The sequence below is a fragment of the Novosphingobium sp. BW1 genome (genome assembly GCF_008107685.1).
In the GTDB taxonomy this organism is placed as follows: domain Bacteria; phylum Pseudomonadota; class Alphaproteobacteria; order Sphingomonadales; family Sphingomonadaceae; genus Novosphingobium.
Genome location: NZ_VIRF01000073.1, coordinates 40819 through 65338, shown reverse-complemented (window position 1 = coordinate 65338; position 24520 = coordinate 40819). Strand labels below are relative to the sequence as shown.

The window sequence follows — 24520 nt, the reverse complement described above, 5'->3', positions numbered from 1 at the left end:
AAGCCTCAATCGTCCTGGACGACCGGAAGCCAGACCGCGCTCGCCGCCTCGCCGCCGCGCTGCACGGTTTCGGTCGCCTTCCTGTAGTCCTGCGGCTGCGCCTTCATGATCGAGGGCGCCCAGCCTTGCGGGTTGCGATCATAGAGCGGAAACAGACTTGACTGGACCTGCACCATGATGCGGTGCCCGGGCAGGAAGACATGGTCGACATTGGGGAGCGACCATTTGAAGTTGTAGCTCTTGCCCGGCTCCAACGGCGCGGGCGTCGCGAAACCGTGGACGTAGCGCCCGCGAAAGATCTCAATCCCCATCGGCAGCTGGTAGCCGGCCATCTGCGGCTTTTCCGAATACTCCTCGGGATAGACGTCAATCAGCTTGACCACGAAGTCGCTGTCCTCGCCGCTGGTAAAGGCGTGCAGATCCACCTTGGGCGCGCCCTTGATGTGGACGGGCTGTGCCAAGGTTCCTGTCGAGTAGCTCAGCACGTCGGTGCGACTCTCGGCAAAACGCTGGTCCTGCACCAGCCAGGTGCGCCATTCCTCCCCGCTCATGTGAATCGGGCGCGGCAGCATCGGCACGGGCTTGGCCGGATCCGACACGTAGCTATCCTCGCCAGCTTCCGGCTTGCTCCACGAAAGACCGAAGTCTTCGGCAAGATAAAGCGGGGTATAGGCGCCGCCCGGCCATTCCCGCGAAACCTCCCAGCGGTTGGTGCCCGTCGCATAGGTCAGCACCGGCGGCGTGTCGCAAGCAGGCGCCTCGCTCTTCAGATGGCAATCGAGAAAGGGCTTCATCCAGCGCGTGCGGAACTGGAGGCCGGTGTCCCCCTCCCACTCCAGAGCGCCGAGCGAACGCGCCTCGTAGTTGACCTGAGAGTGGCGCCAGGGCCCGATCACCAAGCTCACCATGTCGTTGTTGGTGTCCTTGGGCTCAAGCGCCTTGTAGACGGCGGGAGCCCCGTAGCTGTCCTCCTGGTCCCACTGCCCGACCACCAGCATCGTGGGCACACTGAGCGGACGCGCGGCGAGCAGCTTGTCGACCGCCTGCCCCTGCCACCAGGCATCGTAGAAAGGATGCTCCAGCACCTTGCGAATCGCCGGAATATCAAGGAGGCCATAGGCCTTGGCGTAGTCGTAGGCCGAACCGGCCTTCAGGTAGGCGGCGTAGTCCTCGCCCGAGCCGCGCGGCACCGAACCGCCACCCTTGGCCACCGTCTGCGAGAGATCGTAGTCGTAGCCGAAGGTGCGGAAGGCGCCGTTGTGGAACCAGTCGTCGCCCATCCAGCCATCGACCATGGGGCTCTGCGGCACCGAAGCCTTGAGCGCAGGGTGTGGATCGATCAGCGCCATCAGCGACGTAAACCCCAGGTACGAGGACCCGATGATCCCGACCTTGCCGTTGCTTTCCTTCACGTTTTTCACCAGCCAGTCGATCGTGTCGTAGGCGTCGGTGGCGTGATCGACCTTGGTGGGATTGAGAGGACCGCGCAGGGGCCGGTTCATCACGTAATCGCCCCGCGAACCATCGAGCCCACGCACGTCCTGATAGACGCGGATATAGCCATCGTTGACGAACTCCTTGTCCATGACGGGCAGGATTTCCTCGATCTTCTGGCTGCGGTTGCGGCTCGTCGCGCGCCCCGCGTTGTAGGGTGTGCGGCTGAGCAGGATCGGCCCGTCACTCGTCCCCTTGCGGTAGACGATGACAGTAAAGAGCTTCGTCCCATCGCGCATCGGCACCATGACCTCGCGCCGGACATAGTCGGCCTGCGGGCGCACCCAGTCGTATTCGTCGACCTGGTCGTTGGCCATGGTGTCGAGCGTATCCCGGGCAGGCGCCGCCGAGGTTGCAAGCGCGGGGAGTACGAGAGCGAGAGAGGCCGCGCCAAGGGCGGCGGTGCGAAGCGTGCGGGCAATCATGAAGAGAGCGATGGACCGTGGCGCGCCGACGGTCAAGCGCGCCCCCGCTCTACTCCGGGGCGTGCCCGATCAGTCCTCGCCGTCGTCGTCTTCGCTGTCCTGTACCTGCGAGGGCGCAGGCCCCTTGGGCACGGTCTGCGACACCTCGCGGTGGGTATCCGCGAGAATCGTGTCGGGCTTTGCCTGCGACCCGGCGGCCGCCTCCTGTCCGCCCTCGCGCACAAGGTGCAGCGTGCGGGTCGGAAAGGCAATGCCGATCCCTTCCTTCTCCAGCCGTGCGAAAATCATCAGCAGGAGGTCCTGCTGGATGACGAGGCTCTCGTCGTAGTCCGCCGCTTCAATGTAGGCGAAGACCTCGATGTCGAGCGAACTGGCGCCAAAGGCCACGAACCGTGCGCGGTGGCCTGGCTTGGCGATGCGCTCGTGCTCTTCCAGCACGCCTTCCACGATCTCCACCGCCTCGAGCAGCTTGGCCGAACCGATGCCGTATTCCACGCCCACGGCGGGATTGAACAGGAAGCGGTCGCGCTTGGCGTAGTTCTCGATGTTCTGCGAGGACAGATCGCCGTTGGGGATGGTGACGACCGTGCGCGCCAGCGTGCGAATGCGCGTGGAGCGAATGCCGATGTCCTCGACCGTGCCCAGGATATCGCCGATCTTACAGAAGTCGCCGATCTGCACCGGCTTGTCCGCAATGAGCGAGACCGAGCCCACGAAGTTCTCGACCGTCTTCTGCGCGCCCAAAGCCAAGGCGATACCGCCGATCCCCAGCGCCGCGATGCCCGTCGTCACGTCGATCCCGAAGGTATCGAGGATGGCGACGAGCACGCCGAACAGGAGCAGGATCTTGGCCGCGCGGCGAAGGAGCGAGGCAACCGAGACGACCTGGCGCTGGCCACGCGCCTCCATGCGGGTGATAACCGTGCGCGAGATCGCGTCGATCAGGCGCACCAGCAGCCAGGTCAGCGCGGCGGCCGCAAAGAGCCCGATGTATTTGAGCATGAACTGGCGCGCGATGATCGAGACCGGCAGGCTGTCGGCCCAGATCTGGAAAGCAACCGTGGCCAGGAACAGGCTGAAAGGCGGCATCGCCGCCCGGGCGAAGGCAACGCCCGCCTCAGCCTTGGGCCCGCGCACGAGCCGCCCGGCAAGTGCGACAAGCGCCATCGAGATCAGCTGGAAACCGACGAACACCGCTGCGGCCAGCCCGATCAGCACCCCCCAGTCGGTGACGCTGGCTCCGGCCACGGTCAGCTCGCCACTTTCCTCGGGCCAGGTGGTTTCCGGGTTCAGCCGCCCGACGATGTCGCCCGTCTGGCGCGAAACCTGCCAGATCATCGCCCCTTCAGGCGACTGTGTGCGGGTGAGCATGATCGGCGTCTTGCCTTCATCGCCCAGGTGCCCGACGTATTCCTGCTCGGCGGGCAGGTCATCGTCTAGCACGCCCTCGGGCTTGTCGGAGAGCCCCGCGAAGGCGTTGAGCGAGCCCCCCTTGTCGAGCAGCGCCTGCAACTGGCGCGCCCTCTCCGCGCCATGCTCGGCATCCTCGAAGAAGCGGTCCACCCGCGCATCGTCTCCAGCCGCCAGCGCCTCGATCAGTCCCTGGACCATCGAACGCGGCGTGGTCCGCCCATAGGGATCGGAAACGGGTTCCTGGGGGGCCGGAGCCTGCCCTTCTGCGTTGGCGTTCTCGTCAGGCGCATCGGGCGTGACCGCATCAGCGGCCTCGGCCACTGGCGAGCTCTCCTGCGCGGCCAGTGGCAAGGCCGAAAGGGCAAGCAGAAAAATAGGCATCAACGAACGCAAGAAACGGGGCATCACGACCGAAAGGGCTCCAGGTTGCAGGCCTTGGTAGTGCGCGGCCCATCGGGCACCTAAACGAATGAGCATGTAGCCGGTTGCCGCAGCCCACCGCCATTCGTCCTCCGGTCGCCGTGCACAGCTGTGCCTCCCGCCCGTAACGCTGGGCGCTTGTGTCCTGTTTCGCGCGGCTTACTATACCCGGTCATGCACACCCGGTCCCTTCTCTCGCTGGCCCTGGCCCTGGCCGCAAGCCCTCTCCTCTCCACGCCCGCGCAGGCAAATTCGCCCACGCCGCCGCCCATCGCGGTCGATGCGGCGCGGATCGCACGCGATGTAACGACCCTGACTGAAGACGTCTTCGAGGGCCGCGCACCGGGAACCCGGGGGGACGACCGCACCATCGGCTACCTCATCGCCCGCATGCAGGACCTTGGCCTTGAACCGGCCGGGCCGGACGGCAGCTGGGTCCAGCCCGTGCCCCTACTCCACACAGCGCTTGGCAAGGCGCGCACGCTTGCCTTCGCCACGCCGAAAGGCAAACTGGCCGTCGATCAGACCGAAGACATCTACGTGTCGACTTTGCGAGCGCGGGACAGCGCGATCATCGCGCAGGCACCGGTCGTCTTCGTGGGCTACGGCGTCGATGCGCCCGAGCGCGAATGGGATGATTTCAAGGGCATGGACCTTGCGGGCAAGGTCCTCGTCTTTCTCGTCAACGACCCCGACTTCAACGCCACCCCGGACATGGATCCCTACGGCAAGTTCGGCGGGCGCACGATGACCTACTATGGACGCTGGCGCTACAAGTTCGAGGAAGCCGCAAGGCAGGGCGCGGTCGGCGCGCTGGTGATCCACGAGACCGAAGGCGCAGGCTACGGCTGGAACGTGATCGAGAGCCCGGGCGGCGAAAACTTCGACGTGGTCAAACCTGCCGATCAGGTGACCCCGCTCCAACTCCAGGGCTGGATGTCAGGCGAGACCGCGCAGGATCTCTTCACCCGCGCCGGGCTCGACCTGGCGGCCCTCCAGGCCCAGGCCCGTTCGAAGGACTTTCGCCCCATACCGCTGGAGGGGGTGACCTTCTCCGCCGACGTTCCCGTCACCCACGAGGAAATCACCAGCCACAACGTGCTCGGCAAGATCCCGGGCACCACCCGCCCCGACGAAGCCGTGATCTACGGCGCGCACTGGGACGCCTACGGCAAGGGCCAGGCCGACGAACTGGGCCGCATCTACCGTGCAGGCGCCAACGACGATGCGTTGGGCGTCGCAGCCCTGCTCGACATCGCGCGCGTGATGAAGGCGCGGCCAGCGCCCGCGCGCTCGGTCGTCTTCGCCGCCTGGACCGCCGAAGAGCGCGGGCTGCTGGGCTCGGAATACTATGCGGCGAACCCCGTCCTTCCGCTCGAGAAGACCGTGGCCAACCTCGCCATCGACATTCTCCAGACCGCGGGCCCGGCAAGGGACGTGATCCTCGTCGGCGAAGGGCAGAACACGCTGGAGGACGACATGGCGCGCGTGGCCGCCACGCAAGGACGCACCGTCACGCCCGAGGGCCTGCCCGAGCGCGGGCTGTTCTACCGCGCGGACCACTTCTCCTTCGCCAAGCGCGGTGTGCCGGTGATGCTGCTCATGGGCATTGCCGGAGCCGCCGACCTTGAAGACGGCGGTCGCGAGGCAGGCCAGGCCTGGATCGATGCCTACACGGGGGACTGTTACCATCAGGCCTGCGATGCCATCGGGCCAGACTGGGATCTGGGCGGCGCTGTGCAGGACATCGACCTGATTGGTCAGATCGGATGGGAGCTGGCGAGCACGCCGCGCTGGCCGCATTGGAAGGCAGGCTCTGAATTCAAGGCCCAGCGCGAGGAAAGTGCGGCCGAGCGCAACTGAGCCTCCTCGTGCGCGCCCCTGCCCTCACCGCCGCCCTCGCCTGCCTCGTCCTGAGCGCGTGCGGGGGCGGCACGAAATACCGCCCGGTCAGCGACACCCCGGTCCGCATCGGTCCCAGCTACCAGGTGCGCGGGGAACGCTACACGCCGCGTGCCCAGCCCGACTACGACATGCTCGGCTATGCCGCCTGGTACGGCAGTGAAAGCGGCAGCCAGACCGCCAACGGGGAGAAGTTCCACCCGGCCTGGATCACCGCCGCGCACCGCGACCTGCCGCTGCCGACCTACGTCGAGGTCACCGCGCTTGACACCGGGCGGCGCATCCTCGTGCGGGTCAACGACCGGGGGCCCTTCGCCGAGCGCTCCCGTATCATCGACCTCTCACGCGGCGCGGCCGAGGAACTGGGCATCCGCGCCAAGGGTGTAGCCGCCGTACGCGTACGCCGCGTCGAGCCCGCGGCGAAGGACCGTGAGCGCCTGCGCGAAGGCAAGCCCGCCCGCAAGCTGCCTGCGCTCGACTCCCGGGCGCTCGGCAACCTGCAACGCCAGTTCGAACGCCGCGTCGGCGCGCTCTGACCTTTTTTCCGACGCGGAGAAAAGATGTCGCAAAGCCGACACGGCCGTGTCGTTACACCTTCCCCCGCGCGGAGGGTAAGGCTCCGCGCCTAAAAGTTGCTCAGATGCCCTTCACGCCGCGCCGCGGCCCGCCCTGCGGCGGCCAGAGCCTTGGCCTTGCCAGGCGGAGAAACGCGCGAAACCAATCGGTTGAGACCTCCACCACCGCAGCGCGGGCACACCGCGGCATCGCCGGAGCGAACCAGCAGTTCGAACTCGGCAGAGCAGGATGGGCAGCGAAAATCGTAGATCGGCATGGGCCCTCGCAGGATTGGCGTTTCAGGTCAGGGCGCCATGAAGCGAAAAATATGCCAGCCGCCGGGAACCCATCCTGATCCGCCCACGTTCTCCTCTCCGGATAGAGGAGAAAAATAATGAACATCGGAGCCGAAATGCCGTTCCGCCGCGCGAGCTTCAGCCGGAAGACCGGATCGCTCATCCTTGATCGTGAACGCGAAGACCGCGCGCGCAGGGACACCGAAAAGTCCGACTTCCGCATCTGGATGCAGGGGCGCTTCCGCAAGCCCTGATAGCCGGGCTCCAGAGCTTACCCCCCTCCATCAACCATGTCCCGGCATCGCCGGGGCGGTGGCCCCGCTCCGCCATCTGTCGTGCGTACATCCCGTCGCGCGCTGCTTCCCAGCGCTCGGCAAGATCATGTCTCCATAGGCCTCGTCCGGACACACAAATAAGGCCGCGACAGCGTTCTGTGCAACCGGGTCATCCTGCCTCAAATCAGGCTTGCAATAGCCTCGCCACCACGCTTGATTGCAGCCCATGACATAGCCTTCAGGCCCGGCAACCCGGCGCAGAAAAGAACGCCGGCACGCCTCCCCCACACCCCCGTCGCATGCCTGAAGACCCTTCGGAGAATGACCTGATGAAAAAACGGCTCCTTGCAGCCGCAGCGCCCGCTGTCCTCGCCACTCTTGCCCTTTCGGGAACAGCTGCCATGACCATCTCCCCCGCACATGCTGCGAGCGATACCGCTTACGACGGAATCTTCGCCCAGCCGAGCACGCTTCCCTTCCAGGCCCCCGACTTCGCGAATATCCGCGACGCCGACTGGCAGCCCGCAATCGAGGCCGGCATCGCCCAGAAGCGCGCCGAGATGAAAGCCATTGCCGACAATCCTCAGGCGCCGACCTTCGAGAACACGCTCGTCGCCATGCAGCGCGCCGGTGTCCTTTACGACCGCGTCTACAACGTCTTCGGCCAGCTCACATCGGCGGCGACGAACGACACGCTCGATGCCATCGACACCGCGATCTCGCCGCAGGTATCGTCCATGCAGGACGACATCTACCTCGACCCCAAGCTCTTCGCCCGGGTCAAGGCCGTCCATGACAGCGCCGCGGGCAAGGCCCTGACCGGCGAAGACGCGATGCTGCTCAAGACCGAGTACGCCAAGTTCGTCCATCGCGGCGCGCTCCTCTCGGCCGAGAAAAAAGCCGAGCTCAAGGCGATGAACACGCAGATCTCCAAGCTGGAGACCGAGTTCGCGCAGCAACTGACCCAGGCCAACAACGCCCACGCCGTCGTCTTCGACAGCGCCGACGAGCTCGCCGGGCTCACAGAAGGCCAGATTGCCTCGGCCGCGAAGCGCGCCAAGGATGAAGGCAAGGCGGGCAACTACGTCCTGCCGCTGATCAACTTCACCCAGCAGCCCGTGCTCGCAAGCCTCACCAACCGCGACAGCCGTCGCCGCGTCTTCGAGGAAAGCATCAACCGTGCTTCCTCGGGCGATGAATTCGACACCACCGGCATCGTGACGAAGCTGGCCACCCTGCGCGCCAAGAAGGCCGAGCTGCTGGGCCAGCCGAACTTCGGCACGTTCCAGATGTACGACCGCATGATCAACACGCCCGAAAAGGCGATGGCGTTCATGACCGGCTTCACGCCCGCACTGCGCAAGACGCAGGACCGCGAGGCCGCACTGCTGCTGGAGGCCGCCAAGGCCGATGGCGTGACCACGCTCCAGCCCTGGGACTGGACCTACTACGCCGAGAAGGTGCGCAAGGCGAAGTACGACCTCGATGAAAGCGCGATCAAGCCCTACTTCGAGGTTTACAACGTGCTGGAAAATGGCGTGTTCTACGCCGCGAGCCAAACCTATGGCCTCAGCTTCGAGCGCCGCACCGACATCCCCGTCTACCACGAGACGATGCGCGTCTACGAAGTGACCGACAAGGACGGCAGCGCGCTCGGCCTGTTCTACTTCGACCCGTTCTCGCGCCCCTCCAAGCGCGGCGGGGCGTGGATGAACAACTTCGTCGAGCAGTCCGACCTCCTCGGCAACACGCCTGTCATCACCAACACGCTCAACATCGATCCGCCTGCCGAGGGTGAGCCTGCGCTGGCGAGTTGGGACAACGTGACCACGATGTTCCACGAATTCGGCCACGCGCTCCACGGCTTCTTCGCAAGCCAGACCTACCCGGCGCTCTCGGGCACCAACACCGCGCGCGACTTTGTGGAGTTCCCCAGCCAGTTCAACGAGAACTTCGCAACTGTGCCCGAAGTGCTGGCCCACTACGCCAAGCACTACGAGACCGGCGCACCGCTGCCCGAAGGTACGATCGACAAGATCAACGCGGCCGCCAAGTTTAACCAATCGGTGGGCTTTGGCGAAACGCTCCAGGCAGCTATGCTCGACATCAAGTGGCACACGCTGAGCCCGCAAGCGGCTGCGCAGGACCCGATGGCGTTCGAGAAGCAAGCGCTTTACTCAATGGGCCTTCGCACCGACCTCATCCCGCCGCGCTACCGCACGCCGTACTTCCGCCATATCTGGGACAACGGCTATGCCTCGGGCTACTACTCCTACATCTGGACCGAGCTGCTCGCCCACGATGGCTGGGACTGGGTCGCCAAGCATGGGGGCATGACCCGTGCCAACGGCGACCACATCCGCGAGAGCTTCCTGGGCCAGGGCCACTCCAAGGACCTCGACGTGCTTTACCGCGACTTCACCGGCCACGATCCCGAGATCGAGCCGATGCTTGAGGCCCGGGGCCTGTCGGAGAAATAAGACTTTTCACCCGACACAAGATGAAAAAGGGCAGGAGGCCAGCACGCCTCCTGCCCTTTTTTCATATGTTCACAGCCTCGCTCGCGCAGCCGGATCGCCTAGTCGAGGATACGCATCCCCCGCTCGCTCGCTGGCGAGGGCGAGGCGATCGAAAGCGCACGCTCGCCCGGATCACCCAGCCACTGCGCGCGACACTTCCAGATGCGACTGACAATGTCGCGGGTCAGCGCGGTCTCCGGCGGCCCCTCGGCAACGACCTCGCCCTTGTCGAGCACGACCACGCAATCGGCATGGTTCATCGCGGTGGCGAGATCGTGGAGAACCAGCACCACCCCGCGCCCCTGTTGCGCCTGCTGTCGGAAACGCCGCATCAGGGCGGCCGCATGGCCAAGATCGAGACTGGCAAGTGGCTCGTCGGCCAGCAGCCAGCCGGGCTGTGTCGCCAGGACGCGCGCCATCAGGGCGCGCGCGCGCTCACCGCCGGAAAGCCGCGAGACCGGGCGATGGCGCAGCTCTTCCAGATCCATCGCGCGGATCGCATCTTCGATGGCCCTTGCGTTCTCCCCGGACGGCGCATCGCTCCAGGGCAGGCGCCCGAGCGAGACCAGCACCTCCACCGCCACGTCCCAGGCGATGTCGGGTGCCTGGGGCAGATAGCCCAGCCACTGCGCGCGCTCGCGCGGGGACTTGAAGCGCATGGTCTGCTCGCCCAGCATGACTCGGCCCGACGTGGCCTCCTGCAGGTCTGCAAGGCAGGACAGCAGAGTCGACTTGCCCGCCCCGTTGGGCCCGCAGATCGCGGTGATCATACCCCGACGGCACTGGATCGAGACATTGCGCAGGCGCTCGCCCACGCACAGATTTTCCGTCGCCAGACTCACCAGCTCAGCCCCTTGCGCATGCGCAGCAGCAGGACGAGGAAGAAGGGCGTTCCCAGAAGGCTGAGCGCGATGCCCAGGCGCAGCTCTCCGCTGGCAAGCGGGAGAATGCGGCACAGGCAATCCGCGACCAGCAGCAGCAGAGCCCCCGCAATCGCACTTGGCACCAGCAGCGAACTCGGCCGCCGGTCGGTCAGAGGCCGCACGAGGTGAGGCACCATGAGCCCCACGAAGCCGATGATGCCGGCGACCGCCACCCCTGATCCGATGATGAGACCAACCCCGGCGATGATCTGCAACTGCAGGGTCAGCGGATCGACACCGAGCGAACGGGCCGCCGCCTCGCCCAGCGTGAGGGCATCGAGGCTGCGACGCGCGGCGTAGATGGCAGCGGCTCCGGCCAGGGTACAGGGCACCGCGATCCAGACCTCGCGCCAGGAACGGTCAGCCAGTGCCCCCATCATCCAGGTGACGATCTCGGTCATCGCAAAGGGCGAAGGCGAAAGACTGATGGCAAGGCTCATCAAGGCCCCGGCAAGGCTGGATACCATAAGGCCAGCGAGCGTGAACAGAGCCACGCCGCCGCCGCGCCCGGCAATGAGGGCGAGCAGCAGCATCGCGCCCGAGGCTCCCAGCAGCGCGAAGGCCGGGAGCAGCCAGGGCGAAGCCGCGTAGCCGGTCCAGAAACTTAACACCGCGCCCAGCGCCGCGCCCGGCGCAATGCCGAAGAGGCCCGGATCGGCGAGCGGGTTGCGCAGGTAAGCCTGCATCGCCGCTCCGGTAAGGCCGAGCCCCGCCCCCAGCGTGACGGCCAGGACCGCGCGCGGCAGGCGCAAATGCATAAGAATGAGCGAGGCGTTGTGGGTCTCGGGCGAAAGCGGGTCGATCCACACGCGCCCTGCCAGAAGCGAAAGCGGCACGACAAGGGCAAGCCCGAAGAGCAACAACAGGTTGAGGCGTAACTGGGTCATGTGTCCTTCTGCACAAAGCCCCTTGCGCGCGCCGCGTCCTCTGGGCCTTCGCGCGTGTCCACGTGACGGCCAAGCCAGGCCCGCCGCGCGCGGCCCAGCCGATCGAGCAGACGTGGCACGGTCGGCCCGCCACACCAGATCAGCGAGCGCGAGAGCGGGACCCGCAGCGTGTCCTTCATATCGGCAAGAACCGGGTGATGGAGCATGCGGTCTTCCTCGGCAAGCGGATTGCCGACCGCGAAGATAACGCGGGGAGGATCGGCAAGCACCTGTTCCAGAGGCAGAAACTCGGCTTGCCCAAGCCCGCGTGTGCTCGCGCTGTTGACGAAGCCGGAATGTTCAAGAAGGTCCACAACCAAGGTGTCATTGCCCGCGACCAGCCCCGCCGATTCCCATACCAGCGAGGGCACCGGAGACCAGCCCTCCGGCGCGGTGTTGCGCCTGAGCGCATCCTCGATACGCGCGACAAGCCGTTCGCCCGCCGCCCTGTCCCCGCTCAACTCGGCAAGCATGCGCACCTGGTTACGTGCCCCCTCCACGTCCGAAACGATGGGCTCGAGAACGACGCGGATGCCAAGGTCGCGCAGCGCGTTGACAGTCGGCGGGGCGAGAAAGCTGCCTGCCACAACGACATCGGGGTCGAGCGCAGCCACCTCCTCGACCGAGCCGGAAACCCCGCGGTAACGTGCGGCAGCCTCGAGCCCCATCGAGGTGCTAGAAGGATCGTGGCTATAGCCGGAAATCGCGAGCAGTTGGCCGGGCGCGGTAACCTCGGCCAGGATGGCATCGGTACAGGGGTTGAGCGAGACGATGCTCGGCCGCTCGCCCCCCGAGGAAGCCCCTTCCCCCTGATCCTGCGGGCGCGCGGGCGCGCCGCTGCAGGCGCTCAGCAGCAGCGTGCCAAGAAGCGCCCAGCCCGCGCGCGCCATAGCGGTGCGCCAGGAAGCAAGAGGGAAGGCGCCGGTCACATCTTCACACGCACACCCGCATAGGCCGAGCGGCCCGGCGTGCCGTAGGTGCGCACCACTTCGTAGTGCTCGTTAAAGAGGTTCTCCATGCGTGCGAACACCTCGACGTTCCGGGTCACCGCGAAGGAGCCGCGCAGGTTCACAACCGTGTTGCCCTCGACATAGTAGGTCTCGGCCGCATCGTCCCAACGCGCGCCACCGACGCGCAGCTCCGCGCCAAGGCGCAGACCTCCGTGGCCATTGACGCTCCAGCGCTTGTCGAGGCTCGCGGTCATGTTGCTCTTGGTGCGGCGCGGCAGGCGCGCGCCGGTCAGGGTATTGGTGGCATCGAGGTAGGTATAGGCCAGGTTCATGTCGAAACCCTGCCAGTCGATCACCTGCATGCCCAGTTCCACACCCTTCGCCCGCGCCCGGCCGATATTGTAGTAGTTCCACTGAGCCATGTCATAGTCGATCATGTTCTTCGTCTTGCGATCAAAATACGTGACCGAGAAGAGCCCTGCGCCACCAGCGAAGGGCTGCTCCACGCCAACATCCCAGCTTTTGGACGTCTCTGCCTCCAGCGCGCGGTACCCGGCATTGGTGTAGAGCTGGTAGAGCGAGGGCGCCTTGAAACCTTCGCCGTAGCTCGCGCGCACGACCGGGCCATCCTCGCCCGCGAAGGCGTAGGCGCCGTTGACTGCAAAGGTCGTGCGGTCACCGAACTGCGAATTGTCGTCATAGCGAAGCCCACCGTTCAGCGTCAGCCCGCGCACCGGGCGCAGCGTCAGGTTGGCAAAGAGGCTGTCGATCGTCATCGAATCGTTCGAATCGTAAGTGTCCGAGAAGTCCTGCGTCTCGGTCTCCGCGCCCAGCAGCAACGTCACCGCCTCGATAGGGGTGAAATCGACCTGGCCTTCGAACCGCTCGTTCTTGCCGTTGGTCTCGTAGGGGCCCCAGACTGCGTCGTCGGAGATGCGACGGGTATCGACCACGCCATAACCCACGCGGGCGTGAAGGCGATCATCAAGTCCGGCGTAGCGGATGTTGGCATAGCCGGTGAGATCGCGCTTTAACCCGACATTGAGCGCGTCCGCGCCGGTGTTGTCGTAGTCGTAGTTCGCGCGGGTCCAGAAGGTACCGCCGTCGATAGACAGGCCCTCGGTCAGTTCCACCTGCGCGCGTGCGTTCAGGCTCTTGCTCTCAAAGCCGTCCTTCTCGGTCCCGCCGCGATCTTCGTTAAAGGCGGAATAGCCATCGCCCTTGAGCCAGTTGCCGCCCACCGTCAGGCCGACCGGACCGATCAGGCCCGCCGCCGAGGCCGAGACCTGGCGGCGATCACGCCAGCCGTATTCGGCGCTCGCGCGGCCGTGCCACTGCTCCTCTGGACGCTGGGTGACAAGGTTGATGACGCCGCCGATGGCCCGACTGCCATAAAGCACGCCCGACGAGCCGCGCACCACCTCGACCCGGTCGAACTGGCCGATGGTGAGCGCGCCGAAGTCAAAGCCGCCGCCCACGTCGCCCGGATCATTGACGCGCACGCCGTCGATCAGGACCAGGCTCTGCGCGTTGTCAGCGCCGCGGATGAACACGCTGGAGGGCTGGCCGAAGCCGCCCGAATTGGTAACCTGAAGGCCCGGCAGGCGCGACAGCACTTCGCTGGCGGTGGTCGCTTGGGTGCGCTCGATGTCCTCGCGCGTCACCACGCTGACCGACTGGCCAACCTGGCTGAGCGGAACCTCGGTACGCGTCGCGGCAACGACGATTGTCTCGTCGAGCGGCCCCACGTCAGCGGCCTGCGCACAGACAGGTGCAAGGACCACGCCCAATGCGGCGCCCACGAAATAACGGCTCTTCATTTCATACCCCTTCCGGAACCCCCTGAACGTGTGGCCGTTCATGGCGGAAGGATCGCGCCGGTCCCGAAGTGGCGCCCCATACCGCTGCCCACCGGTCCCCTCGCCCGGTTTGCAAACGACGACCCCGGGCAGGTCTCCTGGCTTTCCGGATCGATGCATCCCCGTCCGGCCTTCCCGATTGCTCAGTGGCGCGAATGGAGGGGATGCTCCCCGGTCACAGTTGCGGGGGCAGCGCCGGAGTTGCAACCGGCTTCCCTCTTAGGCCTGCCCCCGCGTCAACGCGGGCAAGCAACCCGTGGCGTGCGCGCGGCCTTTAGTTGCGCTATGGGGAAATTGCAACTCAAACACCTCTCGCCCTGCAATCATTGCGCGGCACCATCTTGGCAGAAAGCAGGGCCTTTCTTAAACCTTTCCCCCTAACCTGGCGAACCTCGATCCATGTACCGAGGTGGGACGCGGCACACAGTCATGACGGCGACCCACGATGCTTGACGTATAAAGAGTGCCGCCACCGCTCGCGCCCCGTCCGATATGGGGGTCGAGCGAACCAAGGATCCGGAACGAAACCCCATGTCGCGCGTGCCTGCCCTGCCCGATTTACGCGATGGCCGCCCTGCCGACTTCCAGGGACGCTTTGCCCGCAAGCGCGGGCCCCGCCCATTCACCGGCCGCACCGCCGCACCGCGCCGCGCCCACACCAGGCGGATCGGCACCATACTCACGATGGCCGTCCTGACCGCCTTCGCCATGCCCGGCGCATGGGAACGCTTCCGAATCGCCAATGCCGCCACCCAGCACCTCACGCCCGATCCCATGCCGTTCGAGCAGGCGGGAGCCAGCTTCCCGGGCTCGGCGTTCTACTATCTCGAAGCGGAAAAGGCCGTGGAGGGTGATGGCCTGACAGGCACGATTGTCGGGCACCCCGACGGCCAGAGCCCCACAGCTCAGGCCCTCCACGTCCTCGACCTGCCTTTCACCAGTTCGCCGACAGATCGCACGCGCGCGCTGCAATGCCTGACCAGTGCGATCTACTACGAAGCCGCGAGCGAGCCTGATGCCGGACAGCGCGCCGTTGCCCAGGTCGTTCTCAACCGCCTTGCCCATCCCAGCTACCCCGACACCGTGTGCGGCGTGGTCTATCAAGGGTCCGAACTCGCCACCGGCTGCCAGTTCTCCTTCACCTGTGACGGCTCCCTGTCCCGCCGGCCCGCGACCTATTTCTGGAACCGGGCCGAAAAAGTGGCGAAGGGCGCGCTGTCCGGCGAGGTCTATGCCCCCGCCGGACTTGCAACCCATTACCATACGCTCCAGGTAGCGCCGTACTGGACCTCCAGCCTCCAGCCCCTGACAACCATCGGCGCGCATCGCTTCTACAGCTTCAAGGGGGCAGCTGGCCGCGCAGCGACCTTCCGCTACCTCTATGCAGGCAGGGAGCCGGCGAGCGAACTGCGCAGCCCCGCAGCCAACACCCTGACGCCCGCCTCCAACGCCCAGAGCGATCCTGCCACGATCCAGCAAGCCTACGAGGACATCGCAAGAACCTTCGCCGCACCACCTGCACTCGGCCCACCGGAGAGCGCAACCGTTACGGCGACGGCATCCCCGTCTGCCCCGGCGGCCGACGGACTTCCCGCAGGCGCCCGCGTGCGCCCCGAATACCGCAACTCGGGCCGCTGGATCGAACGCGACCGCAGCGCCACGGGGGCTCCTGAGACGCCGTAAACCATTTGGAAACCATAGCCCCACACAAAGACTTAGCGCCTTGAGTGATAGGGATTCTCTCACGGGCCCGCTCTTACGGAGCAGAGGAGCCGAACTCTGGAGAAACGGAAAGGCCTCGACCACACAATGGCAATACGCTTCGCAGCTGCGAAAGGACGAGCCATCCCCTTCCTCGAGCGCATTCAATGCGTTTCGGCCCCGCTCGACAGCACCAACGACAACGCCGACCGCAAGTGCCGCTCAGGCTCGATCGACGTCTCGATCGTCTCGCGCGAGATCGACCCGACCCCAGCACCTGCCAACGACGAGACCCTCCTTACCGAAGCGCTCCAGCACTTCGCCCGCCACGGCCTGTCCGCAGCCGAGCATGCCCGCCACAACGCTCAGGCCGCGCGGCTCGTGGGGGACACGCGCTCCTGCACCTGGTGGATCTCGATCTGCCGCCAGCTCGATCGTCGCATGGCCGAACAGTTCGAAAGCCATCTCGCCACCGGCTTCTGAGACCTTCCGGCAAACCGCACTCGCGAAGCCCCTTTGCCCCCATGGTCGAGGGGCTTTTTCGTGTACCTGCCTCGCCGATGCAGAGCAGCAGATCGACGCCACCGGGCGACTCGGACCATCCGTCTTGCGAGCATCGCACAAGCCCTGCACACGTGCACAACGAACCTGCACTAAACCGGATCACCGGGGCCGTCCGACAGAAGGAACGACGCCCGCCCCGCATACGAAATTCCGCCGAAATAGGTTAACAAAACCGCGACAACACACCTTAATGCAATTGCGAACTATTATCACAAAAACCTCCGAATTCGGCGGTTCTCGCGCCCTTTCACGGTTGCAATGTCCCCGCGAGAGGACTAGGGCCGCGATTGCAAGTACCCGGTGCCTGCCTTTCGCGGGATGAAGCAGGCTCCCTTTTCGTCCGTCAATCCCGCCTTGGGAAGGACAAGCACGCATCATGGCACGTAAGAAGATTGCCCTCATCGGCGCCGGCAACATCGGCGGCACCCTCGCGCACCTCGCGGCGCAGAAGGAACTGGGCGACGTCGTCCTGTTCGACATCGCCGAAGGCATCCCGCAGGGCAAGGCACTCGACCTGTCCCAGTGCGGTCCGGTTGAGGGCTTCGACGCCCAGATCACCGGCACCAACGACTACGCCGACATTGCAGGCGCCGACGTCATCATCGTCACCGCCGGCGTACCCCGCAAGCCGGGCATGAGCCGCGACGACCTGCTCGGCATCAACCTCAAGGTTATGAAGGCCGTGGGCGAAGGCATCAAGGAGCACGCTCCGGAAGCTTTCGTGATCTGCATCACCAACCCGCTCGACGCGATGGTCTGGGCGCTGCGCGAATTCTCGGGCCTGCCGCACAACAAGGTCGTCGGCATGGCTGGTGTTCTCGACTCGGCCCGCTTCTCGACCTTCCTTGCCTGGGAGTTCGGTGTTTCGGTGCGCGACGTTACCTCGTTCGTGCTCGGCGGCCACGGCGACACGATGGTCCCGGTTGTCGACTACTCGACCGTCAAGGGCATCCCGGTTCCCGACCTCATCAAGATGGGCAAGACCACCCAGGAGCGCATCGACGCCATCGTCAAGCGCACAGCAGGCGGCGGCGGCGAGGTTGTCTCGCTGCTGAAGACCGGCTCGGCCTTCTACGCCCCGGCCGCCTCCGCCATCTCGATGGCCGAGAGCTACCTGCTCGACCAGAAGCGCGTCCTGCCCTGCGCCGCCTTCCTTGAAGGCCAGTACGGCGTGGACGGCATGTACGTCGGCGTTCCCGTCAAGATCGGCGCCGAAGGCGTCGAGGAAGTCATCGAGATTGCTCTCGACGAGACCGCCAAGGCAGGCCTCCAGGTCTCGATCGACGCGGTCAAGGAACTGGTCGCAGCCTGCAAGGGCATCGACGAAACGCTCGCCTGAGCAAATACACTTGTGTGTTGCGGACCGGAGGCTCTGGTCCGCACCGCGCATTACTCCTAGTACACCGGACCCCGACCTTTGAGGTCGATCCAGCCCAGGAACAGGAATAACCCTATGTCCATTCTCGTCGACAAGAATACCAAGGTCATCACGCAGGGTATGACCGGCAAGACCGGCAGCTTCCATACCCAGGCCGCGCTTGACTATGGCACCCAGATGGTTGCCGGCGTGACCCCCGGCAAGGGCGGTACCGATCACCTGGGCCTGCCCCAGTTCGATACCGTGGCCGAGGCCAAGGCCGTGACCGGCGCGAACGCCTCGTGCGTCTATGTTCCGCCCTCGGGCTGCGCGGACGCCATCCTCGAAGCCATCGACGCCGAGATCGAATTGATCGTCGCCATCACCGAGGGTGTGCCCGTGCTCGACATGGTTCGCGTGAAGCGCGCGCTGTCGGGTTCGAAGTCGCGCCTCATCGGCCCCAACTGCCCCGGCCTCCTCACCCCCGGTGAGTGCAAGATCGGCATCATGCCCGCCAACATCTTCTCGAAGGGTTCGGTCGGCGTGGTCTCGCGCTCGGGCACGCTGACCTACGAAGCCGTGTTCCAGACCACCAACGCCGGCCTTGGCCAGACCACGGCCGTCGGCATCGGCGGTGACCCGGTCAACGGCACCAACTTCATCGACGTCCTCGAGCTGTTCCTCGCCGACGACGAGACCAAGTCGATCATCATGATCGGCGAAATCGGAGGCTCGGCCGAAGAGGAAGCTGCACAGTTCCTCAAGGACGAAGCCAAGCGTGGCCGCAAGAAGCCGATGGCTGGCTTCATCGCGGGCCGTACGGCGCCTCCGGGCCGCCGCATGGGCCACGCAGGCGCGATTGTCTCGGGCGGCCAGGGCGGCGCCGAAGACAAGATCGCAGCAATGGAAGAGGCCGGCATCCGCGTGGCTGCCAGCCCCTCGCTTCTCGGCGAGACGCTGGTCGAAGCCATCAAGGAAGTGGCCTGACCCTATTCCCGGTGGAGGCGGCCTTTCGGTTTTTCCGGGTAGCCGCCTCCACGCGGCAACAAACACAAGGCGTCCAAACGCCGACAGAACTGTAATCCCACTGCCGCGCCTTCCTCTCCGGCCCCCGACAGTGTCCCAAAACTATTCCTCCATGCGCCGCAGAGACGATACTGGCGTGAAAAGGTGATTCCATGGGCGACGAAAGTTTCGAGTTCACCCCCGATACGGGCCTTGACGGCCCCCAGCAGGGACCCAGCTGGCAGCGCAAGAACTGGCCCCTCGTCGGCGCCGAGTTCGAAGACGACCTGACCCAGGGCCTCGATCCTTCCGCTCTGCGCATGGCTGTCGAGAAGGCCGCCGGCAAGGGCGGCGCGAAGGTCGACCAGAAGAGCATCGATCAGGCTGCTGCGGACTCGATCCGCGCCATGATGCTCATCCGCACCTACCGCGTGCGTGGCCACATGGCCGCCAACCTCGACCCGCTGGGCCTTGCCAAGCGCGAGCTGCCCAAGGACCTCACGCCCGAATACCACGGTTTTGAAGGCGCAGCCCTCGACCGTCCGGTCTTCGTCGGCGGCAACCTCGGCCTCGAGTGGACGACCGTGCGCGAGCTGGTGCAGATCCTGCGCGCCAACTACTGCGGCAACGTCGGCCTCGAGTACATGCACATCGCCGACGTCGAGGAGCGCCGCTTCCTCCAGGACCGCTTCGAGGGTCCCGACAAGGAAATCGAGTTCACTCCCGAAGGCAAGAAGGCGATCCTTCAGGCCGTCGTACGCGGCGAGCAGTACGAGAAGTTTCTTGGCAAAAAGTACGTCGGCACCAAGCGCTTCGGCCTCGATGGCGGCGAGTCGATGATTCCGGCTCTTGAAGCCGTGATCAAGTACGGCGGCCAGCTCGGCGTCAAGGAAATCGTCTACGGCATGGCCCACCGCGGCCGCCTGAACGTCCTCGCCAACGTCCTTGCCAAGCCCTACAAAGTCATCTTCCACGAATTCTCGGGCGGCACCGCCAACCCCGAGGACGTGGGTGGCTCGGGCGACGTGAAGTACCACCTGGGCACCTCGGCGGACCGTGAGTTCGACGGCATCAAGGTTCACATGAGCCTCATGCCCAACCCCTCACACCTCGAAACCGTGAACCCGGTCGTGCTCGGCAAAGTCCGCAGCTACCAGGTCAGCCACGACGACATCGGCGACGATGTGGGCCCCGGTGCCAAGCACAAGACCGTCCTTCCCGTGCTCATCCACGGCGATGCCGCCTTTGCCGGCCAGGGCGTTGTCTGGGAGTGCTTCGGCCTCTCGGGCGTCAAGGGCTACAACACCGGCGGCTGCATCCACTTCGTCATCAACAACCAGATCGGCTTCACGACGAGCCCCGCCTTCGCGCGCAACTCGCCATACCCCTCGGACGTCGCCAAGGGCGTCCAGGCGCCGATTCTGCACGTGAACGGCGATGATCCGGCAGCCGTAACCTTCGCCTGCAAGCTGGCGATCGACTACCGCCAGACCTTCGGCCGCGACATCGTGATCGACATGTGGTGCTACCGCCGCTTCGGCCACAACGAAGGCGACGAGCCCGGTTTCACGCAGCCCCTGATGTACGCCCAGATCAAGAAGCACCCCGGTGTCGCCAAGATCTACTCGGAGCGCCTGAAGTCCGAAGGCGTCATCGACGAGAACTTCCTCGCCGAGACCGAAGCCGCGTTCACCGCGCATCTTGAGGATGAGTTCGAAGCGGCCAAGACCTACAAGTCGAACCACGCCGACTGGTTCTCGGGCCGCTGGTCGGGCTTCCACAAGCCTGCCGACGCCGAAACCGCGCGCCGCAACGTGCAGACCGGCATCGACACCAAGCTGTTCGACAGCCTGGGCCGTACGCTGACCACCGTCCCGGAGGACCTCACCGTCCATAAGACGCTGAGCCGCGTACTCAAGGCCAAGGAAGAGATGTTCGCCGAGGGCGAAGGTTTTGATTGGGCTACCGCCGAGGCGCTCGCCTTCGGCAGCCTCGTGACCGAAGGTTACGGTGTGCGCCTGTCTGGCCAGGACTGCGAACGCGGAACCTTCTCACAGCGCCACGCCGTCTGGGTCGACCAGAAGGACGAGCGCAAGTACACGCCGATCAAGACCCTGCCCCACGGTACCTTCGAGGTCCTGAACTCGACGCTTTCGGAATACGGCGTGCTCGGCTTCGAGTACGGCTACGCCAGCGCCGACCCCAAGACCCTGGTCCTGTGGGAAGCTCAGTTCGGTGACTTCGCCAACGGCGCGCAGATCATCATCGACCAGTACGTCGCCTCCGCGGAATCGAAATGGCTACGTGCAAACGGTCTCGTGATGCTGCTGCCCCACGGCTACGAAGGCCAGGGCCCCGAGCACTCCTCGGCCCGCCTCGAGCGCTACCTCCAGCTGTGCGCGAACGACAACATCCAAGTGTGCAACATCACCACCCCGGCCAACTACTTCCACGTACTGCGCCGGCAGATGCACCGTCCGTTCCGCAAGCCTCTGATCATCATGACGCCCAAGTCGCTGCTGCGTCACGCGGCGGCCAAGTCGAAGGCCGAGGATTTCACCGGCGACGGCCACTTCTACCGTATCCTTTCCGATCCCAAGGCGCCGGAAGACAAGGCTACCAAGAAGGTCATCCTGTGCTCGGGCAAGATCTACTACGACCTCATCGAAGCGCGCGATGAAAATGAGATCGACGATACCCAGATCATCCGCATCGAGCAGCTCTACCCGTTCCCGGGCGAGCCGCTGGCCCTGCGCCTCTCGCGCATGACCAACCTCGAGGAAATCTGCTGGTGCCAGGAAGAGCCCAAGAACAACGGTGCCTGGTTCTTCGTCGAAAGCGAGATCGAAGCCGCGGCCAAGGAAGCCGGCGTCTCTAACCCGCGTCCGCGTTACGCCGGTCGCCACGCTTCGGCTTCGCCTGCAACCGGCCTTGCCAAGCGCCACGTGGCCGAGCAGTCGGCCCTGGTCGCCGACGCACTCCACCTCTCCGTCCGTTCCGAACTCCGTCGCAAGCAGAAGGCTTGAGAGTAAATCATGTCCACCGAAATCAAGGTCCCCACTCTCGGCGAATCCGTCACCGAGGCCACCATTGGCGAATGGCTCAAGCAGCCCGGTGAAGCGGTTGCCGCCGACGAGCCCATCTGCAGCCTGGAAACCGACAAGGTCGCAATCGACGTCATGGCGCCGCACGACGGCGTGATGGGCGAGCAGCTTGCCGCCGAGGGTGACACCGTCACCGTCGACGCGCTGATCGCCACGATCGAGTCCGGCTCCGGCGGCGCGGCCGCTCCGGCACCGGCCGCCAAGAAGGAAGAGGCTTCGGCTCCCGCCGCCGCCCCTGCCCCGGCTCCCGCGCCTGCCGCCAGCGAAGGTTCCACGACCGATGCCGCCGTGCTTTCGCCGGCCGTGCGCCGCGCAGTGCTGGAATACGGCATCGATCCGACCACCATCAAGGGCACTGGCAAGGACGGCCGCATCACCAAGGATGACGTGATCGCCGCCGCCAAGAACAAGCCCGCCGACGCGCCGGCTTCAGCCGGTTCGGTCGCTGCGGCTCCGGCCCGTCAGGAAGAGCGCGTAAAGATGACGCGCCTGCGCCAGACGATCGCCAAGCGCCTCAAGAGCGCGCAGGAAGATGCGGCCCTGCTCACCACGTTCAATGACGTCGACATGTCGGCCGTCATGGAATCGCGCAACAAGTACAAGGACATCTTCGCCAAGAAGCACGGCATCAAGCTCGGCTTCATGTCCTACTTCGCGAAGGCCTCGGTGCTCGCGCTCAAGGACATCCCGGCGGTCAACGCGCAGATCGACGGCAACGAGATCGTCTACCACGACTACGTCGACATCTCGATTGCGGTCTCGGCCCCCAACGGTCTCGTCGTCCCCGTTGTGAAGGATTGCGACAAGCTCTCGTTCGCGGGTATCGAGAAGGCGATTGCGGACTACGGCAAGAAGGCCAAGGAAGGCACGCTGACCATGGAAGACATGAAGGGTGGTACCTTCACCATTTCCAACGGCGGCGTGTTCGGTGGCCTCATGTCGACCCCGATCATCAACCCGCCGCAGTCGGCGGTGCTCGGCCTTCACCGCATCGAGGACCGTCCGGTCGTGCGTAACGGCCAGATCGTGATCCGTCCGATGATGTACATCGCGCTGTCCTACGACCACCGCATCATCGACGGTCGCGAGGCGGTTACCGCGCTCAAGACCATCAAGGAAGCGATCGAGGACCCCACGCGCCTCCTCATCGACCTCTGATCGCGTCACCCCCGCGCCGCGTCGCGGGGGTCCCGCTCTTTTCTCTCCCGACAAACGGGATCCCCGCTATACACGGGGATGACGAACGAAGGATTGGAGCCAGGTTATGGCTGAATACGATTACGACCTCCTTGTCATCGGTGCGGGCCCGGGCGGCTACGTCGCGGCAATCCGCGGCGCGCAGCTGGGTCTCAAGACCGCATGCGCCGAAGGCCGCGAGACTCTGGGCGGCACCTGCCTCAACGTGGGCTGCATCCCCTCCAAGGCGCTTCTGCACGCCTCGGAATACTTCGACGCCGCCGCCAATGGCGCGATGGCCAGCATGGGCATCAAGGTCACCCCCGAGCTTGACCTCGACACGATGCAGGGCCAGCGCAAGGATGCGGTCAAGGGCCTGACCGGCGGCATCGAGTTCCTCTTCAAGAAGAACAAGGTCGACTGGCTCAAGGGCTACGCGCAGTTCAAGGACGCGCACACCGTCGAAGTCAACGGCGAAACCAAGACCGCCAAAAACATCGTCATTGCCACCGGCTCGTCGGTCACGCCGCTTCCCGGCGTTGAGGTCGACAACGCAGGCGGCGTGGTCGTCGACAGCACCGGCGCGCTTGAACTGGGCAAGGTCCCGGGCAAGATGGTCGTCATCGGCGGCGGCGTGATCGGTCTGGAACTCGGTTCGGTCTGGCGTCGTCTCGGCGCCGAGGTCACCGTGGTCGAATACCTCGACCAGCTCCTGCCCGGCATGGACACCGACGTGCGCAAGGAAGCCGGCAAGATCTTCAAGAAACAGGGTATGACCCTTAAGCTGAAGACCAAGGTCACCGGCGTCGAGGTCAAGGACGGCGCGGCCAAGGTCACCGTTGAGCCCGCTGCGGGCGGCGACGCGGAAGTGCTGGACGCCGACGTCGTGCTCGTCGCGATCGGCCGCAAGCCCAACACCGACAACCTCGGCCTCGACAAGATCGGCCTTGAGCTGAACCAGCGCGGCCAGATCGAGACCGACCACGACTTCGGCACCAAGGTCGAAGGCGTCTGGGCGATCGGCGACGTGATCCCCGGCCCGATGCTCGCGCACAAGGCCGAGGACGAGGGCATTGCCGTTGCGGAAAACATTGCCGGCCTCACCGGCATCGTGAACCACGACGTCATCCCGAGCGTCGTCTACACCCAGCCTGAAATCGCGGGCGTGGGCCTCACCGAGGAAGCCGCCAAGGAAAAGGGCAAGGTCAAGACCTCCAAGTTCCCGATGATGGCCAACTCGCGCGCCAAGACCAACCACGAGCCCGAGGGGTTCGTGAAGGTCATCACCGACGCGGAAACCGACCGCGTCCTCGGCGTGTGGTGCATCGCCTCGGTGGCTGGCACCATGATCGCGCAGGTTGCGCAAGCCATGGAATTCGGCGCCACGTCGGAAGACATCGCCTACACGTGCCACGCTCACCCGACCCACTCGGAAGCGATCAAGGAAGCCGCGATGGGCATTCAGGGCAAGCCGATCCACACCTGATCGAAGTCCTTACGAAATAGCCAAAAGGGCGGTGCCGCTGGCGCCGCCCTTTTTTCATGTCCGCAGCCCACGTGGACCTTTCCTGAGTTCATCACTGTTCCGAGGGCACGGTTGGGCGAACGCTATGAACCAAGGCCAATCATTCTTTCGATCCAGAAACATTGCGGCAT

The 24520-nt window shown here is 65.3% G+C and carries 18 protein-coding genes and 1 riboswitch; of the genes, 11 read left to right on the top strand and 7 right to left on the bottom strand.

The genetic code is table 11. The annotated features are described in order from the left end of the window. Window positions 1-5: 5 nt before the first annotated feature. Together FMM79_RS11520 and FMM79_RS11515 are read right to left on the bottom strand one after the other, a co-directional pair. A complete protein-coding gene (locus FMM79_RS11520) occupies window positions 6-1919 on the bottom strand; it encodes a CocE/NonD family hydrolase (RefSeq protein WP_148627628.1) in 1914 nt (637 codons plus the stop codon). Between the two features lie 69 nt (window positions 1920-1988). Then, the gene (locus FMM79_RS11515; protein WP_148627627.1) at window positions 1989-3713 is read right to left on the bottom strand and encodes a mechanosensitive ion channel family protein; all 1725 of its coding nucleotides are present in this window, start codon (window positions 3711-3713) and stop codon (window positions 1989-1991) included. Between the two features lie 213 nt (window positions 3714-3926). Between FMM79_RS11515 and FMM79_RS11510 the strand changes: the two genes are divergently transcribed. Together FMM79_RS11510 and FMM79_RS11505 are read left to right on the top strand one after the other, a co-directional pair. Beyond that, on the top strand, window positions 3927-5615 hold the full coding sequence (locus FMM79_RS11510; RefSeq protein ID WP_148627626.1) for a M28 family metallopeptidase: 1689 nt from the start codon (window positions 3927-3929) through the stop codon (window positions 5613-5615). Window positions 5616-5623: 8 nt separating this feature from the next. Next, a complete protein-coding gene (locus FMM79_RS11505) occupies window positions 5624-6190 on the top strand; it encodes a septal ring lytic transglycosylase RlpA family protein (RefSeq protein ID WP_148627625.1) in 567 nt (188 codons plus the stop codon). A gap of 89 nt (window positions 6191-6279) precedes the next feature. On the opposite strand, the gene FMM79_RS22260 is transcribed toward FMM79_RS11505, so the two are convergent. Beyond that, the gene (locus FMM79_RS22260) at window positions 6280-6486 is read right to left on the bottom strand and encodes a zinc ribbon domain-containing protein (protein WP_148627624.1); all 207 of its coding nucleotides are present in this window, start codon (window positions 6484-6486) and stop codon (window positions 6280-6282) included. A gap of 117 nt (window positions 6487-6603) precedes the next feature. Between FMM79_RS22260 and FMM79_RS21485 the strand changes: the two genes are divergently transcribed. Beyond that, window positions 6604-6759: a hypothetical protein gene (locus FMM79_RS21485; protein ID WP_162853548.1), complete on the top strand. Its 156-nt coding sequence runs from the start codon at window positions 6604-6606 to the stop codon at window positions 6757-6759. A gap of 350 nt (window positions 6760-7109) precedes the next feature. Next, window positions 7110-9260 carry a M3 family metallopeptidase gene (locus FMM79_RS11495; RefSeq protein WP_148627623.1) on the top strand — a complete coding sequence of 717 codons (2151 nt, stop codon included), beginning with the start codon at window positions 7110-7112 and terminating at the stop codon, window positions 9258-9260. A gap of 98 nt (window positions 9261-9358) precedes the next feature. Here the strand turns inward: FMM79_RS11495 and FMM79_RS11490 are convergent, their stop codons facing one another. From FMM79_RS11490 to FMM79_RS11475, 4 genes are read right to left on the bottom strand one after another with little or no spacing between them, the layout of a single operon-like run. Continuing rightward, the gene (locus FMM79_RS11490; protein ID WP_148627622.1) at window positions 9359-10141 is read right to left on the bottom strand and encodes an ABC transporter ATP-binding protein; all 783 of its coding nucleotides are present in this window, start codon (window positions 10139-10141) and stop codon (window positions 9359-9361) included. Continuing rightward, window positions 10138-11109, bottom strand: coding sequence for an iron ABC transporter permease (locus FMM79_RS11485; protein WP_148627621.1), 972 nt, complete (start codon window positions 11107-11109; stop codon window positions 10138-10140). Before FMM79_RS11485 ends, FMM79_RS11490 begins: the two co-directional genes overlap by 4 nt. Further along, window positions 11106-12038: an ABC transporter substrate-binding protein gene (locus FMM79_RS11480; RefSeq protein ID WP_148627620.1), complete on the bottom strand. Its 933-nt coding sequence runs from the start codon at window positions 12036-12038 to the stop codon at window positions 11106-11108. Before FMM79_RS11480 ends, FMM79_RS11485 begins: the two co-directional genes overlap by 4 nt. A gap of 35 nt (window positions 12039-12073) precedes the next feature. Beyond that, complete coding sequence (locus FMM79_RS11475) at window positions 12074-13918, bottom strand: TonB-dependent receptor domain-containing protein (RefSeq protein ID WP_148627619.1); 1845 nt, start codon at window positions 13916-13918, stop codon at window positions 12074-12076. 109 nt (window positions 13919-14027) lie between these two features. Further along, window positions 14028-14230: riboswitch (cobalamin riboswitch) on the bottom strand. A gap of 258 nt (window positions 14231-14488) precedes the next feature. On the opposite strand from FMM79_RS11475, the gene FMM79_RS11470 reads away from it, so the two are divergent. The 7 genes from FMM79_RS11470 to lpdA all read left to right on the top strand — a co-directional run bounded on the left by FMM79_RS11470 (window position 14489) and on the right by lpdA (window position 24350). Beyond that, on the top strand, window positions 14489-15640 hold the full coding sequence (locus FMM79_RS11470) for a cell wall hydrolase (protein WP_240339124.1): 1152 nt from the start codon (window positions 14489-14491) through the stop codon (window positions 15638-15640). A gap of 126 nt (window positions 15641-15766) precedes the next feature. After that, window positions 15767-16141, top strand: coding sequence for a hypothetical protein (locus tag FMM79_RS11465; RefSeq protein ID WP_148627618.1), 375 nt, complete (start codon window positions 15767-15769; stop codon window positions 16139-16141). 457 nt (window positions 16142-16598) lie between these two features. After that, window positions 16599-17561, top strand: a complete 963-nt coding sequence (gene mdh, locus FMM79_RS11460) for a malate dehydrogenase (protein WP_148627617.1) — start codon at window positions 16599-16601, stop codon at window positions 17559-17561. A 114-nt stretch (window positions 17562-17675) separates the two neighbouring features. Further along, the gene (gene sucD, locus FMM79_RS11455) at window positions 17676-18566 is read left to right on the top strand and encodes a succinate--CoA ligase subunit alpha (RefSeq protein ID WP_039388029.1); all 891 of its coding nucleotides are present in this window, start codon (window positions 17676-17678) and stop codon (window positions 18564-18566) included. Window positions 18567-18757: 191 nt separating this feature from the next. Next, a complete protein-coding gene (locus FMM79_RS11450) occupies window positions 18758-21610 on the top strand; it encodes a 2-oxoglutarate dehydrogenase E1 component (RefSeq protein ID WP_148627616.1) in 2853 nt (950 codons plus the stop codon). Between the two features lie 9 nt (window positions 21611-21619). Beyond that, window positions 21620-22846 (top strand): 2-oxoglutarate dehydrogenase complex dihydrolipoyllysine-residue succinyltransferase, encoded by a 1227-nt coding sequence (odhB, locus tag FMM79_RS11445; protein WP_148627615.1) that lies wholly within the window; start codon window positions 21620-21622, stop codon window positions 22844-22846. A gap of 106 nt (window positions 22847-22952) precedes the next feature. Beyond that, window positions 22953-24350 carry a dihydrolipoyl dehydrogenase gene (gene lpdA, locus FMM79_RS11440; RefSeq protein ID WP_148627614.1) on the top strand — a complete coding sequence of 466 codons (1398 nt, stop codon included), beginning with the start codon at window positions 22953-22955 and terminating at the stop codon, window positions 24348-24350. Window positions 24351-24520: the final 170 nt, after the last annotated feature.

What these genes read in the sequence shown, in the direction of transcription:
- FMM79_RS11520 (WP_148627628.1), bottom strand. Translation starts at nt 1,919, where the DNA reads ATGATTGCCCGCACGCTTCGCACCGCCGCCCTTGGCGCGGCCTCTCTC.
- FMM79_RS11515 (WP_148627627.1), bottom strand. Translation starts at nt 3,713, where the DNA reads ATGCCTATTTTTCTGCTTGCCCTTTCGGCCTTGCCACTGGCCGCGCAG.
- FMM79_RS11510 (WP_148627626.1), top strand. Translation starts at nt 3,927, where the DNA reads ATGCACACCCGGTCCCTTCTCTCGCTGGCCCTGGCCCTGGCCGCAAGC.
- FMM79_RS22260 (WP_148627624.1), bottom strand. Translation starts at nt 6,486, where the DNA reads ATGCCGATCTACGATTTTCGCTGCCCATCCTGCTCTGCCGAGTTCGAA.
- FMM79_RS21485 (WP_162853548.1), top strand. Translation starts at nt 6,604, where the DNA reads ATGAACATCGGAGCCGAAATGCCGTTCCGCCGCGCGAGCTTCAGCCGG.
- FMM79_RS11495 (WP_148627623.1), top strand. Translation starts at nt 7,110, where the DNA reads ATGAAAAAACGGCTCCTTGCAGCCGCAGCGCCCGCTGTCCTCGCCACT.
- FMM79_RS11485 (WP_148627621.1), bottom strand. Translation starts at nt 11,109, where the DNA reads ATGACCCAGTTACGCCTCAACCTGTTGTTGCTCTTCGGGCTTGCCCTT.
- FMM79_RS11480 (WP_148627620.1), bottom strand. Translation starts at nt 12,038, where the DNA reads ATGGCGCGCGCGGGCTGGGCGCTTCTTGGCACGCTGCTGCTGAGCGCC.
- FMM79_RS11475 (WP_148627619.1), bottom strand. Translation starts at nt 13,918, where the DNA reads ATGAAGAGCCGTTATTTCGTGGGCGCCGCATTGGGCGTGGTCCTTGCA.
- FMM79_RS11470 (WP_240339124.1), top strand. Translation starts at nt 14,489, where the DNA reads ATGTCGCGCGTGCCTGCCCTGCCCGATTTACGCGATGGCCGCCCTGCC.
- FMM79_RS11465 (WP_148627618.1), top strand. Translation starts at nt 15,767, where the DNA reads ATGGCAATACGCTTCGCAGCTGCGAAAGGACGAGCCATCCCCTTCCTC.
- mdh (WP_148627617.1), top strand. Translation starts at nt 16,599, where the DNA reads ATGGCACGTAAGAAGATTGCCCTCATCGGCGCCGGCAACATCGGCGGC.
- sucD (WP_039388029.1), top strand. Translation starts at nt 17,676, where the DNA reads ATGTCCATTCTCGTCGACAAGAATACCAAGGTCATCACGCAGGGTATG.
- FMM79_RS11450 (WP_148627616.1), top strand. Translation starts at nt 18,758, where the DNA reads ATGGGCGACGAAAGTTTCGAGTTCACCCCCGATACGGGCCTTGACGGC.
- odhB (WP_148627615.1), top strand. Translation starts at nt 21,620, where the DNA reads ATGTCCACCGAAATCAAGGTCCCCACTCTCGGCGAATCCGTCACCGAG.
- lpdA (WP_148627614.1), top strand. Translation starts at nt 22,953, where the DNA reads ATGGCTGAATACGATTACGACCTCCTTGTCATCGGTGCGGGCCCGGGC.